Origin of the sequence: Sulfuricurvum sp. (genome assembly GCF_019163035.1) — a bacterium.
GTDB lineage: Bacteria > Campylobacterota > Campylobacteria > Campylobacterales > Sulfurimonadaceae > Sulfuricurvum.
Map to the genome: position 1 here is coordinate 1 of NZ_JAFLKV010000069.1, position 18,775 is coordinate 18,775.

The 18,775-nt window shown below is 39.9% G+C and carries 15 protein-coding genes and 1 pseudogene; 9 read left to right on the forward strand and 7 right to left on the reverse strand.

Going from position 1 to position 18,775, the window contains the following annotated elements; all coding sequences use genetic code 11:
• Nucleotides 1-105 precede the first annotated feature (105 nt).
• Complete coding sequence (locus JZU62_RS05535) at nt 106-477, reverse strand: response regulator (protein WP_295012704.1); 372 nt, start codon at nt 475-477, stop codon at nt 106-108.
• 669 nt (nt 478-1,146) lie between these two features.
• Between JZU62_RS05535 and JZU62_RS05540 the strand changes: the two are divergent.
• From JZU62_RS05540 to JZU62_RS05580, 9 genes and pseudogenes are all read left to right on the forward strand, one after another.
• Nucleotides 1,147-1,539 (forward strand): annotated as a pseudogene (locus tag JZU62_RS05540) (methyl-accepting chemotaxis protein); the annotation flags it as partial.
• 24 nt (nt 1,540-1,563) lie between these two features.
• A complete protein-coding gene (locus JZU62_RS05545) occupies nt 1,564-1,968 on the forward strand; it encodes a CZB domain-containing protein (RefSeq protein ID WP_295012766.1) in 405 nt (134 codons plus the stop codon).
• A gap of 178 nt (nt 1,969-2,146) precedes the next feature.
• Nucleotides 2,147-3,364 (forward strand): tryptophan synthase subunit beta, encoded by a 1,218-nt coding sequence (gene trpB, locus JZU62_RS05550; RefSeq protein WP_295012706.1) that lies wholly within the window; start codon nt 2,147-2,149, stop codon nt 3,362-3,364.
• Between the two features lie 91 nt (nt 3,365-3,455).
• Nucleotides 3,456-4,973: a response regulator gene (locus JZU62_RS05555; protein WP_295012708.1), complete on the forward strand. Its 1,518-nt coding sequence runs from the start codon at nt 3,456-3,458 to the stop codon at nt 4,971-4,973.
• On the forward strand, nt 4,963-5,733 hold the full coding sequence (locus JZU62_RS05560; protein ID WP_295012710.1) for an MBL fold metallo-hydrolase: 771 nt from the start codon (nt 4,963-4,965) through the stop codon (nt 5,731-5,733). The genes JZU62_RS05555 and JZU62_RS05560 overlap by 11 nt, the downstream gene beginning before the upstream one ends.
• Complete coding sequence (locus JZU62_RS05565) at nt 5,730-7,682, forward strand: PAS domain-containing protein (RefSeq protein WP_295012712.1); 1,953 nt, start codon at nt 5,730-5,732, stop codon at nt 7,680-7,682. Before JZU62_RS05560 ends, JZU62_RS05565 begins: the two co-directional genes overlap by 4 nt.
• A 78-nt stretch (nt 7,683-7,760) precedes the next feature.
• The gene (locus JZU62_RS05570; protein WP_295012714.1) at nt 7,761-8,249 is read left to right on the forward strand and encodes a PAS domain-containing protein; all 489 of its coding nucleotides are present in this window, start codon (nt 7,761-7,763) and stop codon (nt 8,247-8,249) included.
• Entirely contained in the window at nt 8,224-9,663 is a 1,440-nt protein-coding gene (locus tag JZU62_RS05575) for a methyl-accepting chemotaxis protein (RefSeq protein WP_295012716.1), read from the forward strand. Before JZU62_RS05570 ends, JZU62_RS05575 begins: the two co-directional genes overlap by 26 nt.
• Before the next feature lie 64 nt (nt 9,664-9,727).
• Entirely contained in the window at nt 9,728-10,945 is a 1,218-nt protein-coding gene (locus JZU62_RS05580) for an HD domain-containing phosphohydrolase (RefSeq protein ID WP_295012719.1), read from the forward strand.
• Between the two features lie 216 nt (nt 10,946-11,161).
• On the opposite strand, the gene JZU62_RS05585 is transcribed toward JZU62_RS05580, so the two are convergent.
• From JZU62_RS05585 to JZU62_RS05610, 6 genes are read right to left on the reverse strand one after another with little or no spacing between them, the layout of a single operon-like run.
• Entirely contained in the window at nt 11,162-12,286 is a 1,125-nt protein-coding gene (locus JZU62_RS05585) for a HAMP domain-containing sensor histidine kinase (protein WP_295012721.1), read from the reverse strand.
• The gene (locus tag JZU62_RS05590; protein WP_295012723.1) at nt 12,279-13,931 is read right to left on the reverse strand and encodes an EAL domain-containing protein; all 1,653 of its coding nucleotides are present in this window, start codon (nt 13,929-13,931) and stop codon (nt 12,279-12,281) included. The genes JZU62_RS05585 and JZU62_RS05590 overlap by 8 nt, the downstream gene beginning before the upstream one ends.
• Complete coding sequence (locus JZU62_RS05595) at nt 13,924-14,604, reverse strand: response regulator transcription factor (protein ID WP_295012725.1); 681 nt, start codon at nt 14,602-14,604, stop codon at nt 13,924-13,926. The genes JZU62_RS05590 and JZU62_RS05595 overlap by 8 nt, the downstream gene beginning before the upstream one ends.
• Nucleotides 14,601-15,788, reverse strand: coding sequence for a hybrid sensor histidine kinase/response regulator (locus JZU62_RS05600; protein WP_295012727.1), 1,188 nt, complete (start codon nt 15,786-15,788; stop codon nt 14,601-14,603). The genes JZU62_RS05595 and JZU62_RS05600 overlap by 4 nt, the downstream gene beginning before the upstream one ends.
• Nucleotides 15,789-15,832: 44 nt before the next feature.
• Entirely contained in the window at nt 15,833-17,557 is a 1,725-nt protein-coding gene (locus JZU62_RS05605; protein ID WP_295012729.1) for an EAL domain-containing protein, read from the reverse strand.
• Entirely contained in the window at nt 17,547-18,683 is a 1,137-nt protein-coding gene (locus tag JZU62_RS05610) for a HAMP domain-containing sensor histidine kinase (protein ID WP_295012731.1), read from the reverse strand. The genes JZU62_RS05605 and JZU62_RS05610 overlap by 11 nt, the downstream gene beginning before the upstream one ends.
• Between the last annotated feature and the right edge of the window lie 92 nt (nt 18,684-18,775).

Below are 18,775 nucleotides of genomic sequence, written 5' to 3' on the forward strand. Positions count from 1 at the left end.
GTAATCATGAGTACATTGATTTTCAGTATGAAATATATGAAAAAAACGGAGAAACTTATGTACTGCTCTTTGGTAAAACTCACTACCTCGCCTGACTCACCACTGCTAATTAATCCCTAAAACAGCGGAGAGTTTTTCGTTAAGAACTTGAGGGGTAAAAGGTTTTACAATATAGTTATTAACTCCGGCTTTTAGTGCAGTAATCACTTCCGTTTTCCCCCCTTCTGTTGTAACCATGATGATTGGCAAATCGGTAAAGCGACTGTCTGCACGTACTTTTTTAACTAATTCCAATCCATTCATTTCAGGCATATTCCAATCGGTTATGAGCATTTTGGTATCTGGATTGATATGTAAAGTTTCCCACCCTTGAAGCCCATCTTCACCTTCTAAAATAGTTTCATAACCAAGACGTACGAGGGTATTTTTTATAATTCGACGCATTGTCGAACTATCATCTACTACTAAAAATTTCAACTTTTCCCCTTTAATACATCATAATATTTAAAGTGTAGATAGCAATAAGTATTCCGATATTGTTGATATACATAATTTGTAAATAGGGCAAATATAAAAAATCATATTACAAAACTACACACAAATATTAATTATAGTTATGATAAGTATAATATTAAGCTGTTATCATCTAAATTGGATGTAAAATAATATAGAAAATACTATTGAATTGACAAAAAGGTGATTTGCATGTTTGGTACTACAGTAATAAAGCGTATTGAAGAAGAAAAAAGGTTACTTGAGTTAAGACTTTTATCACTTGAAGAAAAAAATATTCAACTTGAATCTATTGTTTCTTTTTCGTATGAAGAATATATGGTGACGGTAAGCTCGGATGGTAGAGTGATTGCATCAAATGCAGCATTTAATACTCTTTCTAATCAAGATAAAGTTATTGCAGAACTCAGAAAAAATCAATCAACTATTAAGGTAGATGAGTGTGAGGGAGAAGTTAAATTCCAAAGCATTAATAATGGAACCATTTATCGATTTAAAAAAGGGGATGTACGCCACGATCAAAGTCTTTTAGCTACTCATCATACTTCTATTCATCAAGCCCTAAAAAACAATCAAGATGTTTTTACTGCAATGGTAGATCATTTGCGAATTATGTCTAAAGACGCCATTCAAATGACTCATGATTCGAACGAAGCAAGTGAACTGGCTACAGAAGCTATGGTTCAAACAGATCATCTTTCATCCTATATGAGTGATGCGGTACAATCAACTATTCAACTTGCCCAGCGAAGTGGAGAAATATCAAGCATTATAGCCCTTATTAAAGATATCGCTGATCAAACCAATCTTTTGGCATTGAATGCAGCTATTGAAGCAGCACGCGCGGGTGAACATGGTCGTGGATTTGCTGTTGTAGCCGATGAAGTACGAAAACTGGCGGAACGTACTCAAAAAGCAACTAAAGAGATTGAAATTGTTGTTCAGACAATGCAGCAAGAAACGACAGATATACAAAGCAGTACGGAAGAGATAAATAATTTTGCGTCAAAAACTAAAGATTTAATTGTAGCTATCAATAATGATATCGTTATGTTTAAAAACAATGCAATTGAATCAGAAAAAGAGACCAACACACTAGCAGATTTCGCATTTGGTAGTTTGGCTAAAGTTGACCATGTAATTTACAAAAACAATATTTATTCGCTCATTTTTGGAGAAAAATCAGAATTTAAAGAAGTTGATCATACCTCTTGTCGTTTAGGTAAATGGTATGCAACTCTCGGTAATGAAGCGTATGGCAATACCAATTCATACAGAAGCCTCGAACAGCCGCATAGTATTGTTCACCGTGAAGCAAATGCGTTAGCAAAAAAATGCTCTGGAAATAATGTAACGTGTTCAAAAGAAGAAATTAAAAAATCGATTGATACGATTGAGCGCGCTAGTGCGGATGTCTTTAAATTTATTGATGAAATGATCAAAGAAAAACATTAAAGCTTATTAATGTTGAGCATAATAAAAAATAATTTCAAGCTGTATGGCAGGATCATGTTAAATCAATTCTCATTTATTACGCTGAATGTTTGGAATCAGAATATTTACTAAATATTAGAGATTCTTTATCTTACTTTTGACTATAATAACCTAAAAATTAATGAGTCAGGAGATCACTATGGGAACATCGTATTTGGAATCGCACCCCGATGAAAACGGTTATTTTGGTAAATTCGGAGGTTCGTATATCCCTCCGGTATTGGAAGAGCCGTTTGCCGAAATCAACAAAGCCTATAAAGAACTCAAAAATTCCCCTGAATTTATAAATGAACTTAAATACGTACGAAAACATTATCAGGGGCGACCGACTCCTGTCTCTTTTGCCAAAAATCTTACCGAATATTGCGGCGGAGCGAAAATCTATCTTAAACGTGAAGATCTCAATCACACCGGCGCCCACAAACTCAACCATTGTATGGCGGAAGTGATCCTCGCTAAACATCTGGGTAAAAAAAGGGTGATTGCCGAAACCGGTGCCGGACAGCATGGGGTTGCTCTTGCTACAGCAGCTGCTTATTTCGGTTTGGAGTGTGAAATACATATGGGGGAAGTGGATATTGCTAAAGAGCATCCCAATGTCGTTCGTATGAAAATACTCGGGGCACGAGTAGTTCCTGCGACACATGGGTTAAAAACGCTCAAAGAAGCGGTCGATTCAGCTTTTGAAGAATACATCAAAGATCCGATTAACTCGATTTACTGCATCGGTTCGGTTGTCGGTCCTCATCCGTTTCCGATGATGGTTAGGGATTTTCAATCGGTAATCGGGTTTGAAGCGAAAGAACAGTTTGATGAGCTAGAGGGGAAACTTCCAGATAATGTCATCGCTTGTGTCGGCGGGGGATCGAATGCGATGGGAATTTTCTCTGCATTTATCGATGATAGCGAGGTGAATCTTTATGGAGTTGAACCATTAGGACGAGGCGAAACACTTGGGGATCACGCTGCAACGCTGACCTATGGGGAAGAGGGGGTTATGCATGGGTTTAATTCGATTATGCTCAAAGATGCGAATGGTGAACCTGCACCGGTTTATTCAATCGGTTCAGGGATCGATTATCCCTCGGTGGGACCTGAACACGCTTATCTAAAAGAGAGCGGCAGAACCAAAGTGGGGTTGTGCAATGATGATGAAGCGGTGGATGCTTTTTATAAACTCTCACAGCTTGAGGGGATTATTCCGGCACTTGAATCGGCTCATGCGGTTGCGTTTGCAATGAAACTGGCTAAAACACTCGGTAACGATAAAACAATCCTTGTTAATCTAAGCGGACGAGGGGACAAAGATATCGATTTCGTGATTGAAAATTATCCTGTACCGCATGCAAAATTTTAAATTTTCAGAATTGGATGTTCAATCAGCGCAGTTGTTGCCCTTTTAAGAAATCTTGCGTTATTCTGTTTACATTAAACTAAAAGGAGAATAGATGGCTGACCCGAATGTACTAAAACAGCTTCGGGCTAATCTGCACTCTTATTCTCTTTTGTATGTCGAGGATAATACGGGGCTGAACGCTCAGGCAAGCACTCTTTTTAAAAAATTCTTTGATAATGTTGTCTCCGCGTATGACGGTGAAGAGGGGTTGAGCCTTTTTAAACTTCATCGTCCTCAAATCGTTATCACCGATATCAATATGCCTAAAATGGATGGACTGAAAATGTCCGAAGCGATACATGCTATTGATTCGGATGTCATAATTATCATTACGACCGCCCATGATGAAATCGAAATGCTCCACCATTCGATTAAAATCGGAGTCTTTGAATATCTCATCAAACCACTTAAGATCGATAATCTCATCGAAACATTTACGCGATGTTCTGAAGTATTTTTGGAGGCGTTTCATCGCAAAATTTTTAATGCCAATCTGCACGCTGTTTTTAACTATCAAAACAATCTGGTTTTTTTACTCCATGAACGTAATGTGGTGATTGCCAATCAGCCCTGTCTTGATTTTTTCGGTGTCCCCAACATCGAGGCATTGCGAAAGAAATTTCAATCGTTCGGTGAGGTTCTACTCGAACATAAAAGTTTTGTTTACGACCACGGGACGATGAAATGGTTTGAGCATATTTCTGCACATCCTGGACGGCTGTTTAATGTCAAAATTGCCGATCAGGAGGAGGTGTCGCACCATTTTATCCTCACGTTTCAGAGTGTTCCTGAAAAAGAGGGGTATGCTGTCCTTTCCCTCAATGATGTCACTGAATTGGGGCTGCTCAAACTCTATGACAGTACTGCAACCGAGAAAGAAGCCATTCTCAAAGATGAAAAAACGGTACGTGCACTTCTGGAGATGGGAATGCGCAGTGGTGCCAAGATCAAAGCACACAATCTTTACAAAGGGTTAAGTATCGCGAACGATGGGCTTGTGGTAACTATCGATGAGAGAGTCGTCACCATGAAGGTTCCGTACGTTCAGCTCAAAGCGATGCAGCATGAGGAGATGTTTTACCTCACTTCAGAACTTTTCCCCATGGCAATTTTGGCGGAGGGGATCAAACGGATTGATTTTGAGGATCAAAGTGTTACTTTTGAACATTACCACTTGGTTTCAACTTCACCGACTCGTAGAGAATCGATACGGGTCACGCCTGATGATAAGATTCAGATGAGTATGCTGTATGAAGAGCGGAAGTTAGATACTGAACTCGAGATTATGGATGTTTCACTGGGGGGAATGAGGGTTCAGGTTTTATCTTTGCCGGCAGGATTTGCCGTAAAACATTCGGTTATTTTGGATATTGTACTTACCACTATGCTTCGTCCGATCATTATTAATACGACGGCAGAGGTGTTTCGGATCGATGAGGTGAATCGACGTTTCGAGGTGGTTTTTATTTTTACACTTCATGCAGAAGGGAAGAAAAGTATGATCGATTATATCGCCAAACGTCAAATGGTTTTAATCCGCGAATTTAAAGGAATACAGTATGAAAAATGAAACGGTTCTTTTTGACGATACACACCATAAATGTGTTATGTTTAGTCTAGAAGATGAGGAACACGCAGCGCACTCACTGTCGGTGAACCAATTTTTGATTATTCAAAATAACAGCGCTGTTTTGATCGATCCTGGAAGTGAAGTGATATTCAGCGATTTGTATGAAGCAATTTCACGCCATATTGATCCGAAACAGCTGAAATACATCTTTTTTTCTCATCAAGATCCCGATGTCGCCGGTGCGATTGCTCAGTGGAGCGTTGCCACTTCAGCAAAGCTTGTTATATCGCAGTTGTGGGTTAGATTTATGGGGCATTATGGTCTTATGGATATGGACCGTATTTTGGGGCTTGAAGATCATGGCGCTCAAATCACTTTCGGAAGTGATTATTTGCGGTTTATCCCTGCCCATTTTCTCCATTCTCCGGGAAATTTTTCTCTTTATGATAGCCGCTCGAAAATTCTCTTTTCGGGGGATATTGGAGCGGCGATCGCTTCTCCTCAAAATCTCAATAAAAGAGTTGATGATTTTGAGGAACATCGGCCATTTTTAGAAGGGTTTCATAGTCGTTATATGGCATCTAACCGTTTTTGCCGTGCATGGGTTCAGTGTGTTCGTCGTTACGATGTCGCTACGATTGCCCCTCAGCACGGGTCCCTCTTTCACGGTGAAAATGCAACACGCTTTTTAGAGTGGTTTGAAAATGTTGAGGGTGGAGCGGAACATTGCGATACCCTTTACGGGTGTGAAAAAACGTGAAGATTGATTCATCATCACTCTTTATCTCGTGGCTTCGTGAAAATGAAACGTGGTTGATGGAGCGGATACTCACCTATGCCAAAACAAATGGATACACTCTTTATACTTCGACCCTTTTGGAAGCGTGGCGAATCTCAATAGTCGGTTTGACCGATTCGCTTGAGCTTTTGATTACACAATACCCCACCCCACCATCTCTCACCCCTGATGAACATTTCAACGACGATCCAGCTTCGCAATTTGGATTGCTCGAAGCGCAGCGCCATCGAAGTCGAGGGGTTAATTTCGCGATGTTTATTTCATTGTTTAAATATTATCGGCAAACCTATCATGACTTGATTGAAGAGAACAAAGAGATTTTCGAAAATCCGCAGTTTTATTATGAGTATATTCGGCAGTTTTTTGATCGGGTAGAGATTGCCTATTCTATCGAATGGCACGGACGAAGTTCGGAAGAACAAATACATGAACTCTCTTCTCAAAATCTTGATCTTACGAATGAAAAAAATCTCTATTTGACCATTTTTGATTCGTTCTCATCAGGGGCAATTTTGCTTGATTCTTACGGTTTGATCACCAACTACAACCAAAGTGCGAGTGAAGTGTTATTTGATAAAAGACAATCCAGCGGTCACTACTACTACATGAAAAATAAAACGATACCAACTCCTGAATGGATTTTTGATGCAATCGGTGATTTGGGAGATAGGGAGAGTTATCGTTTTACGTATGAAAAAAAAGAGAGTGATGGGACACGGAGAATTTACGATGTCTCGATTCGTCCATTAGATGATGTCAGTGAGAAATTTTCGGGTTATGTAATGATCTTAAATGATATTACGGCACTCGAAAGTGCTCGTGAACGGTTTGATTTGGCGATTAATGGCTCACGTGATGGGCTATGGGACTGGAATCTTATTACTAATGAAATTTATTTTTCACCCCGTTGGAAAATGATGCTCGGTTACAGTGATGAAGAGCTTCCCAATGCGCTGGAGACATGGAGTTCACTTGTTCATCCCGATGATTTAGAAGCTGCAGAGCGGGCGATTGAAATGAGTATAACGTCTCAAGGGGTTCCTTATGAAAATATCCATCGTTTACGGCATAAAGAGGGGCATTATATTTGGAATTTGGATCGGGGGCAAGTAATTTTTGATGAGGAGAACAAAGCGGTTCGGATGGTTGGATTTCACACGGATATTACTCAGCGTCAGCGTATGCTCGAAGAGATACGTACTACTCAAGAACTAATGATAGCCCAATCTCGTCATGCGGCAATGGGAGAGATGATTGGGATGATCGCCCATCAATGGCGTCAGCCGCTGAGTACGATGTCGATGGTTATCAATAACATGCTCGTCGATCTTGATCTCGATGGGATTGATCCCGAACAGTGTCAAAAAAGCGGTGAAGAGATTTTGGCGATGAGCGACTATCTCTCTAAGACAATTGATGTATTCCGTAATTTTTTCCGTCCTGATAAAGAGAAAGAGCCGAGTTTTATCATTGATATTTTGGGTGAAGCCGAATCTATGATCGGTTCGAGTATGCTCAATCATAATATTGTTTTGGAGATGGCTAATGAGTCGAAGGGATCAGTATGCATCTATTCTCGTGAAATGCTACAGGTATTGATCAATATTTTAAATAATGCCAAAGAAGCATTGGTATCGAGTCCACTTCTTAATAAGAGGATAAATGTTCGTGTATACGATGAAGATGAGTATGTCGTGGCACAACTGTGTAATAATGGCGGAAATATCCCAGTAGAGGTGATGTCCCATATTTTTGACCCCTATTTTTCGACCAAAGATGAAAAAACGGGGACTGGATTAGGACTTTATATGTCAAAAACAATTATCGAAAAGCATCTGAATGGAATTATCAGTGTTGAGAATACTGGAGATGGAGTGTGTTTCACGATACGATTACTCAGGGAAAAATAGCGTTTTTTTGAGAATTGCCACACAATTGCAACACTAACCAATCATAATTACAACTAATAATCTATGAGGTGAGAAAATATGGCTGGAATAGAACTTACGTTCGATGACAAAGAGTTTATCGTTTCTAAAACTGATTTGGCAGGAAAAATTATTTATGGTAATGAATTATTTATCCAAATGTCCGGATATCTCGAATCAGAGCTTCTCGGCAAGCCTCATAATATTTTGCGACATCCTGAGATGCCTGCCTCTATTTTTAAATTTTTGTGGGACAAAATCAAAAATAAAGAAGAAGTTTTTGCTTATGTTCTTAATAAAACAAAAGATGACAACTATTACTGGGTCATGGCACATGTAACTGCAAGTATGAATGATAAAAATGAGCTGATCGCCTATCACTCTGTTCGTCGCAAACCTTCCCAAAAAAAATTAGAGTTGATCAAACCAATTTATCGTTCATTGCTTGAAGCGGAGAGACGCGGAGGTATTCATGCCGGGACAGAAGCGTTAACACATTTTTTAAATCAGAAAAAGGTCTCTTATGAAGAATTTATCCTCTCTCTCTAAGCTGCAGTATCTTAATCTTATTTCGATTTTTGTGTTTATGGTAGCGCTGATTTTTGAAGTAATTACGATCGGATTTGATTGGATTCGGGTTTTGAATTTAGTTAATTTTGCTATTGCTTGGGCTATATTTGTCAATATTCGTAAAGTTCAAGCAACTATTCACAATGTAGCTGAAACCATGAAAGAGATTGAGCTTGGGCATATGGAATCTCGGATTACTAATATCGCCGAGAACGGTGAATTGCGTGCATTGTGTTGGAATACGAATAACATGATTGATCAGCTCGAAGTCTATATGCGTGATACCTATGCGGTTATTGAGGCATTGAGTCAAGACCGTTATTATCGTACGGTTCAAGACTCTGGACTCAAAGGGACGTTTAAACGTTCAGCCGAGTATATTAATCAAAATGTCGTCAAAATGAGAGCAAGTCATGAAGCCCTTAAACTTTCTGAACTCGATCAAAAACTTGCCGAAATCAGTCGTTCTACCGGAGGATTGGATGTTATCCAAAATGATTTGGTAATCACACTTGGAAATTTGTCGAATATTGCATCAATCTCTCAAAATACCGCCGCTCAGTCCTCTACAACAGTTAATGAGATCGGAGAAGTGAGTCAAAACCTCTCTTCTTTGAGTGAACTGGTTGTCGATTCCAATGGAGCCATCAATGCTCTTAGCGCTCGTGCAAACGATATTAATTCAGTGGTCAATCTGATCAAAGATATTGCCGATCAGACCAATCTTTTGGCATTGAATGCAGCGATTGAAGCGGCACGTGCCGGTGAACAAGGACGGGGGTTTGCCGTGGTTGCCGATGAAGTTAGAAAACTTGCGGAGAAAACTCAAAGTGCCACAGGTGAGATATCAATCGCGATTCAAACTCTTCAACAAGAGACAACTTCGATTCAGTCGGGGTCTGAATCGATCAATGAGATAGCGTTGCGCTCAAGTGCGATGATTCAAAAATTTGATAAAACTATCCATTTGTTTAACACGGATGCTCTAAAAACCGCTTCTGTTGTCCGAAATATTGAATCGACCGCTTTTGTTATTTTGGCAAAAATCGATCATATGCTCTTTAAAGGGACAGCGTATAATGCTGTATACACCCGAAATGATCAACAACATTTTTCAGATCATCATGATTGCCGTTTGGGAGCATGGTATGAAAAAGGAGACGGAAAAAAATATTTCAGTTCTCTTTCATCATTTCAAGGGATGTTGCAACCGCATCAGAAAGTGCATGATACAATAGGCGTTATCGGTAATACGATTAAAGATATCTCTCGTTTGAGTGAAAATCGTGATCTCCTTATTCAACAATTCGGTACATTGGAAAACTCATCAGATACGTTGTTCAAGCAAATGGATTTGATGTTGAATGAGGCGGCAGCAAAAGAGGTCGGCTAACTATTTGTAAAAAATATGTTGAATGCGTTATGATAAAAACAAACAAATATCTAAAAGGTTTTTGATGAAGTATCAGCTAAATCATAGAGAAGTGACCTATGCCCTCTCTGAAGCACTCGATTATGTCGGTATCGATGATACTATGCACGGTAAACGGGTCGGTTATATGTCTGCAGAGGTCGCAAAACGATTAGGCTGGGATTCTGAACGGATTGACAGAATCATTTTGATGGGGATGCTCCATGACTGCGGAGTCTCTTCGACAGATGTGCATCATCATCTTGTTACGGAACTCGATTGGGATAATTCACAAGTGCATTGTCTCCGTGGAGCATCACTCCTCTCGAAAGTCCCTTTTTATACTGATTATGCCGAAGTGATTTTATATCATCATACACACTGGAATCAGCTTCCCGACTCCCTTCCAAAAGAGGTGAAAGAGGAGGCCAATCTCATCTATTTGACAGATCGGGTGGATGCTTTGAGAGTTCAACTGGGGTCAACGACGCTGCATGATAAAGCGAATGTCCGAACAACAATCCAAAAATATATCAGTGAGATGTTTTCAGAGGAGCTAACAGCAGCATTTGTCGCGGCGGCTGAAGCAGATTCTTTTTGGTACTACCTGGAAGCTGAATCACTAGAGGGCTATTATGAAGACTGGATACGTCAATCTGAACCGATGGCGATCGATTTTTCCGAGCTTAAAAGTATTGCTATGATGTTTGCGGATGTGGTTGATGCCAAAAGTCCTTTCACCTCCAAGCATACGTACGGGGTTGCATCTTTGGCGCGATATCTTGCCGAGTTATACGGATTATCTGAAGCTCAACAAGAGTGCATAGAGTTGTCGGCATTCTTTCATGATTTGGGAAAACTGCGGGTAGCCGATGCCATTCTCCATAAAGCAGGTCCATTGGATGAAGAAGAACGTGCTCAGATGAACCGGCACGGTTTTGATTCAAATGTCATTTTGCGTAAAATAAAAGGGTTTCATGAAATTGCTAAAATTGCAGCGATGCATCATGAAACATTGGATGCAAAAGGGTATCCATATCACTTGGGAGGGGATCAGATCCCGATTGAAGCGAGAATATTATCGGTAGCCGATATTTTTCAGGCGCTGGTACAAGATCGCCCCTATCGTATCGGTTTACATGCAGAAGAAGCACAAACGATTTTAAATGCGATGAGCAATGATCTAAAACTCGATAGCGCTATTGTCAATATCGTAGCTCAAAATTTAGGTATCTCCTATACGAAGGCGATGTATGCCGAATAGGTTTAACAATTTTACTTTGTTAACAAATACTTTAGGTGTCATAAGATTCAAAATGCACAGAAAAAATGGACAATGCCAATACGGAACTGGAGCCTAACGGTTTCTCAGCAGAATCCATTTCGAGGGACGTAGACTCGTCATCTTCTGCGTACAGAAAGGAAAAGTTTTCCATTCGGTTCAGCGATTCAATAATTTGTGCTAATTTCATGATTTACTCTATGAATATATAAATTTTAACTGACTCGCATCATTTCTCGGAAGAGTGATCGTAAATATCGTCTCATCTTTCACTACCCCAAGTGTAAGACTCCCTTTGAACTCTTGCGTGATTATGAGTCGTGCGATGTGCAGACCGATCCCAAACCCTTCTCCATGACCTTTTGTCGAAAAATGGGGCTCAAATATTTTTTCACGTATCGCTTCTGGAACCCCGCCGGCATTATCTTTTACTATTAAGATGATTGTCTTTTCGGTTATTTGAGTTTCGACGGTGATGATTTTAGGGTAGTCGAGTGCAATATTTAAAAAAGCATCTTTGGCATTGGCGAGTAGATTGACCAATACCTCTTCTAAATCAGAAGAATAGCCATGCAAAAAGGTATCCTCACCAAGAGGATGGATACGATATTCGATCCGTTCACGTTGGAATTGATCGGCAAAAAAAAGTTGAACTCGTTCCAGCATGGTATTGATTGAAAACGGCTCTTTAGCGCGGTTTGTTTTCCCCATATTTAGAACATTTTTAAGAATTTCCGCCATTCTTTGGGATTGCTCCGAGATCATCTGGGTACTTTTTTGAATCGAAACTGAGGGGACGGATTCCTCCAATGTCGATTGGATGGAGAGATTGATTGCTTCCATACTGATGAGATTGATCGGTTGACGCCATTGGTGGGCGACGACATTGAGTGAATCCACTATCCCTGAACGGTGAGATCGGAGTTTAAGTGCCTCCATATAGCGTAGTGTATCGACCTGTTCGCGGAGCATGGGAAGAATGCTGTTAGAGAGCGCTTCTGATTCTTCAATCGCTGATAGGGGTGGAAACAATACACACTGCATGAGTAAAGCCGCTGAGCGGACGAGTCTGTGATCAGCGTTTTCGCTTACTACTATTAGTACGATCTTTTTTCCGATATTATGGAGCGTTTCAAATGCCTCTAAATGGTGTTTTTTAAACGTTTTGGTCTCTAAAATAACCCCTATGAGCATTTCATTATTCAGTAATAGTGGATCATAAGGGGCAGATTTGAGTAAAAAATAATCTTTTAGATTTTGGTTTGGAGAAAATAGAGGTGTTTCATCATAGAGATGAAGGACAATAGGGAGGGTGTTATTCATGGGCTACCTCAAATGTATTTCCGGCAAGAGATCCGCAGAAGGCATCACAATTCGTATCTTTAATTAATTCGAGTTGTTTCTCATCACTTACACCCTGAGCAATACATTTTGCTCCAATATGATGAGTAATTTCTACCAGTTTTGAGAGGATAAAACAGATCTGCGGATTATCAGTTTTAGCGATAAGCTCCGGATGAAATTTAATAAAATCGGGGCGCAATGAGAGGAGAGTCAACAGGTTAAATTGACCGATTCCAAACTCACTGATCATAATTTTAAAACCATTGGCTTGAAGTTCTTTAATATGAAGTAGAGTGGTATTTTGAAATATTTTGTCTCCATCAACAATATGAAAACAGATATCGGAAGATCTAATTGCATTCCGTTGAGCCCAAAATTGAATATAGGAAAGAAGCGATTCATCGTTGAGCTCCATCGTACTTAGTGCTAAAAAAATAGGCTTGCGTGGAACCAAAGTAGGGATTAGCTCAAACGCATGTCGTATGATAGAGCGGGTTATCATCCCCATCTGCCCCATATCAAGGGCAATGGATCGAAATGTTTCTGAACCGTAAAGATGATCACTGTTACGGATTTTGACGACACTTTCATAACCGAAAATATCCCGATTGTGAGTATCGCGTATCGGTGCGAAAAAGGGGACAATGTTCTCTTCATGGAGGGCATCGAAAATCATTCGAAGGATCTCACGGCTTTTGAGGAGAGCGGAAGTTTCATCTTGATCGCTTAGGCTATAAACACTGTATCCTCCCCCTATATGATCCGATACTTTCTCAAGAGAGAGTTTAGAATGGAGTAACAGGTGCTCTTTTCCATAGGCGATACCCACAGAGAGGGTGGAGTTTAATACAATCCCTTTTTCAGAGGTATGAAAGTATCGGGCAACGGAAATCATGCTTACAGCCATTTTGCTTGCAAATTCAATTACATTTCCCTCTAAAACAAGACAAAATTCATCGGTAGCAATGCGGTAAAATTCCCCTTTACTCTCTGCTGAGATACTTTGTAGCAAGGCGGAGAGTTCGACAATGTATTCATTCGCAAAGACATCTCCGACGAATTTGAAAATATTGTTTAGATGATTGACTCGGATTCGAAGGAGGGTGAACGGAGGAGATTCCAATGTTTGAATACGATTGGCAAGTTCTTGAAAACTTTTCCATCCGGTGATGGGATCATTATCAAAAGTGGTGTGTGGAATGTTGTGTAAAGGTGCTGAAAAAATCTTTTCCAAACTTTCAAACAGTTTTGGCATTGAGAGGGGTTTGATAAGATACCCCTCAACATCTAACCGGATAGCTTCCGCCATGTATTCAGCTTCATCGTGGGCGGATAAAATTAAAATACGTTGATAAGCGCTTTGTGCTCGGATTTGTTTGATAAGGCGCAAACCTCCCATTTTTGGAAGCTCCAAGTCGGTGATTACTAAGGTGAATGGGTTGTTTTTTTCAGTACGTGATCGAAAAAGCTCATACGCCTCTTCACCATCAGAAGCGATAATGCACTCTTTAAAAAAGACGTTTAAAATTCGTCCCAGAGATTCGGCAAGTTCAGGATCGTCGTCTATAATCAAGACACTGCGTGATTCTGATCCCTCTTTGAGCCGCTGAATTTCGTTAGACATGGTCTAACTTTTTCATAATGTAGCCAAATCCTCGAATATTTTCGATCAGCTCTTCTTTGAGTTTGCTTCGTACCCGATTGACCAATGAGCGTATTGTTGAGGGTTCTGCCTCTTCACCATCCCATATGAATGAACGGATGCTCTCATCGGTCATGATTTGCCCAAGATTACTTACAAACATGGTGATTAATGAGAGTTCTCGTTTAGTGAATCTCTGAATGGTCCCGTCATAAAAAAGAAAGTTATTCTCTTTGTTAAACGTATAATGTTCACTGAGTTGAATAATAGGATCGTATTGGGGTTTTACGGCATGTTGAATCTGACTTGTGAGATGGGAAATCCGTATATCGAGCTCTTTGAGATTGAACGGTTTTTTGAGATAGTCGCTACACCCGAAGGAAAAAGCATCGGAGATGTATTCAACGTCATGGTAGGCACTGATAATAATTGTAGGGGTATCGGGATATTTTTCGCTTATTACTTTTAAGCACTCTAAACCTCCTACAAGGGGGGTATTGATATCAAGAATATAAAAATCGTGCGATTGGGTAGTAATGAGATCGAGTACCTCTTGACCGTTATCGTAATGGTCTACAAAGTGACCACGAGATAGGAGATAGGTGCGGATAGAGCGTGCGAGCATGAACTCATCTTCAAGAAGTAAAATTTTCACTCATTCACTCCGTTTTGTATTAGTAATGGCATTGTAGATGAGTTGTGTTGCAAGAGCGTCGCATTTTTAAAAATATAGCGAAAAGCGGTCCCTCTAACTGCTGTAGACGAGAGTTCGATCTCAATATTTTCCTCTTTGCAGATTTGAGCAACGATGCTCAACCCCAGCCCATATCCCCCTTTATGTTCCGATTCGCGGTAAAAGCGCTGAAAGATCTTCTTTTTATCTTGAATGAGGGGTCCGTGATTACGAACTTCGAAAAATAAATCTCCTTTTCGTATCCCTACCGTCACATTGATTTCGCTCGGACGGTAAGAATATTTGATAGCGTTGGATAGGGTATTGTCTACAAGACGAGAGAGTTTAAGTACATTAAAATGGATTAATGGAAGATTTGGCTGGCCGACCCGAATTGACATAGAGAGTTCATTTACTTCGGCTATACAAGTGAAATAACGGACGCGTTCATGGATAAACTCAACCATATCAAGGGTGGTAAGGTAATCGGGTACGCGGTCACGTTTCATTAGATAGGTCATATCTTCATAGCTGTTTTGAATGATTCTCGATCCTGCTTCGATCGCATTTAAATATTCGTTATCTATCCCATCTATCCGTAAAAGATCGATATTGGTGATGATGACGGAGAGGGGGGTATGGATTTCGTGAATTGCATTTTTTAAAAATTGATCTTGTTCTTCGAGGAGTTTCAGGGCATATTCTTTGGAATCTTCGAGAAGTTTTTGGGAAGCTTCCAGCTCGAGGTCATAGTTAATCCGTTGTAAAAGGGTGGTAAGGGCATTGAATAGCTCCCTTTGATCAATCGGTTTAAGGACGAAACGATCAACTCCATAGCGGATCGATTCGATAAAAATATCTCGATCTTCCGTTCCAGATATGGCAATGACTTTTTGATTAGCGTCATACTGTTTGAGTAGGCGAATTAAATCGATCCCATTTTCTTGCCCCAAATGGATATCGCTGATGATGATAAAGGGGAATGGCATGGATTGCATTCGGGTATAGTTTTCGAGTGCTTCACCAAAGGTAGATGCGGTAAAAATATGGGTAAAAAAATGGGAGAGGAGACGTTCTAAACTTTCTAAAACATTGAGATCATCTTCGACAATGAGGAGATTTTTCTCATATGAGAGCTTTTTTAATTCGGTTATAGCATTGCTCATGGTATTCTCTTTCTCTTAGAGTTAAGATTATTATAGCTTAACTTTTAGAGGGATTGGATAAAACGCATGGAGGGATTGTAGGGAATCGCGGCTCCAAACAGATACCCTTGCGATTCGCTGACCCCCATTGATACGATCATCGATTCAACCGACCTGTTTCCGACAAATTCGGCAACGGTTTTTAGGTTCAGTTTTTTGGCAAATGATGTCACCATTTCGACAATGGTTTGAGAAACAAAATCTTTATCGATATTGATGATCAGGGAACCGTCTATTTTGATGTAATCGATATTTAATTTCGCCAGATGGTCAAAGTTTGAGTATCCTGACCCGAAATCATCGATTGCAATTTTACATCCGTATGATTTAAGGCGGCTGAAAAAATCACCCAGTTCATCGTATGAATCAATTCCTTCTGATTCAAGTAACTCAAAAACCAATCGTTCAGGCTGAGGGAACGCTTCGATTTGCTTAAAGAGAAAATCTTTAGTCTGTGGATGTTTAATGTCATCAATGGAGAGGTTCATACTGATGAAACATTCGGAATTTTCAAAATCTTTCATCGCTTTTTGGATAATCATTCGGCTGATTTGAGGGTAGGTTTTAGTCTCTTTTGAGATAGGTAAAAAGTTTATTGGTGTTATTACCTCACCATCGGGGAGGATTAGACGTGCCAAAGCCTCGTATTTAATGATTTTACCCGTAGCATTATCGATAATGGGCTGATAGTAGGGGTAAAAACGCCCCTCTTTGAGTCCCCGTTTGATGTCGTCTTTGCATTTTAGTTTATTAGAATGTAATTTTTCTTTATCCTCGTCATGGGAATAGACGATCACTTTACCTGTGTGTTGGGCTTCTCGGAGTGCTTTATCGCCATTTGAGAGAGAAATACCGTCTTTTCGATCGACGATTCCTATTGTCATTTCGAGATACATCAGTTCCGTATCTACACGGATTTCACGCTCTTCGAACATATGAATCGTTAAACGGGCAAACCGTTCGAGATCATAGCTATCCATAGGGGAAAGGAGGGCAAAGTGGGTTCCGCTGATACGGTAGAGATTTGCATCGTTGAGACCGGAAGTCATTTCACGTAAAAAATCGGCACATTGGCAAAGGATAGAATTCCCTACTTCGTAACCGTAAAAGTCGTTCAAACTTTTAAAATCGTTAATTTTAAACAAAACAAGTGAGAGATCTGAAGTGCTCAGGATGTCATGCTCGAATTGTCCCAAGGTATAGAGTTTCGTAATACGATCCACTCTATACGTATGAAGCAGTTCATTATTTTTTGTTTCTATAAGCTGTTCAAGGTGGTGTTTATAATCACTGTTCTCTTTTTTTTGATTGATTTGATAGACAATTTTGATGAGTTGTTTGAGGGTTTGCAACGGATTGATGGGCTTAAACAGATAACCATCAACCCCCAACTCGACACTGCGATGAAGCATAGTGGACTCTTGATGAGAAGATATCATCAGTACTGCTTGATCAAGAATGTGCTCTTTGATTTGTTCAATCATCTCCAAACCGTTGAGTTTAGGCATTTCAATATCGCTGATAATAAGATCATAATGGCGATTTAATGCTTTTTTTAGCCCTTCTTCACCATTGGTTGCGGTATCAACTGTCGAAAAAAAACGCTCCAAAAAGAGGGTAAACTCCTCTCGTATCATGAATATATCTTCGACATAAAGGATAGAGATATCTTTTCCTATCGAAATGAGGGTTTCACGTAATGTTTCGAACGTATCATGTTTAGTAAACATCACACCCCTTTTGATCGATTGATTTAGGGATGGTAATACTAAAGGTAGAATTACCATTGTCACTGGAGACGGAAATAGCGCCCTTTAAATGCTTTTCGACGATAATAGCAGACATATAAAGCCCCAATCCTGTTCCGTTTTTTTCACTTTTAGTACTAAAATAAGGTTCAAATATATGGGTGAGTATTTCAGGTCGGATCCCTCCGGCATTGTCACTAACGAGAAACTGAAGGGAACTTGGGTGTTCAATGAGCTCAAATCGGATCAGGGGAGAGGGGATCGTATGTTCCATAAATGCATCTTTGGCATTGTTAAGCAGGTTTAAGAAAAGTTGCAAAAGCTCATTTTTATAGGTGACACAATGGATATCGCTTTTCCCTTCAAATTGTAGTGTTAGACGATTGTTTTCGAAATTTTTACCGATGATGCTGATGAGTTCACTTTTGATTTCACCAAAAGTAATTGCTTGAGGAAGTTTATTGGGGCGGAAAAAATTTCTAAAATCGTCGATGGTGTGTGAGAGGAAATGGACCTGTTTATCTATCGATTCGAGATCTTTGATGAGGCGATCTTGCTTGAGTCCTCCCATTTGGATATCGATGAGGACATTATTGGTTAGCATCCCGATAACGGTAATGGGCTGACGCCATTGATGGGCGATCATTCCAATCATCTCTCCCATAATCGCCAGACGTGATTGAGAAATCATTAGTTGTTCGGTTACTTCATTTTTACTTTTTTCGAGGCTGATCTGAAGTGTTAAACTCCGAAGATTTTCAACATTTAGACACGAATCGATTGCGTTAGAGAGTTTTGTTTTGAATTTTGAGAGCATTAGCCCAGCGCTTTCCACTCCTATCTCGTGATCGAATAAAAAAAGAAAATTTCCCTGTGCAACCGGCAGTTGAAGAATATTTTCGGTGTAGGTATCTTTATGATCAAACGATTCTCCAAAATGAACGAGAGGGGTGAGAGGTGAAGTAGTTTCGAAATATTCTCCTCCCCGTGCACCGCTGCATCGGACGAAGGTGGTGATCACTTCGGTGATCATGTCAATAAGGTTCAATGAATTTCCGATGGCATTGAGGCATTCGTATTCGGTAAAATGATCATACATCTTTTTCATAGTCACACTATAATCTTTTAAAGTTGCAAGTATGTCGCAATACTTGCACTCAGTATGCAAATACTATTTTTATCGAAATGCTTTTGGTCGTG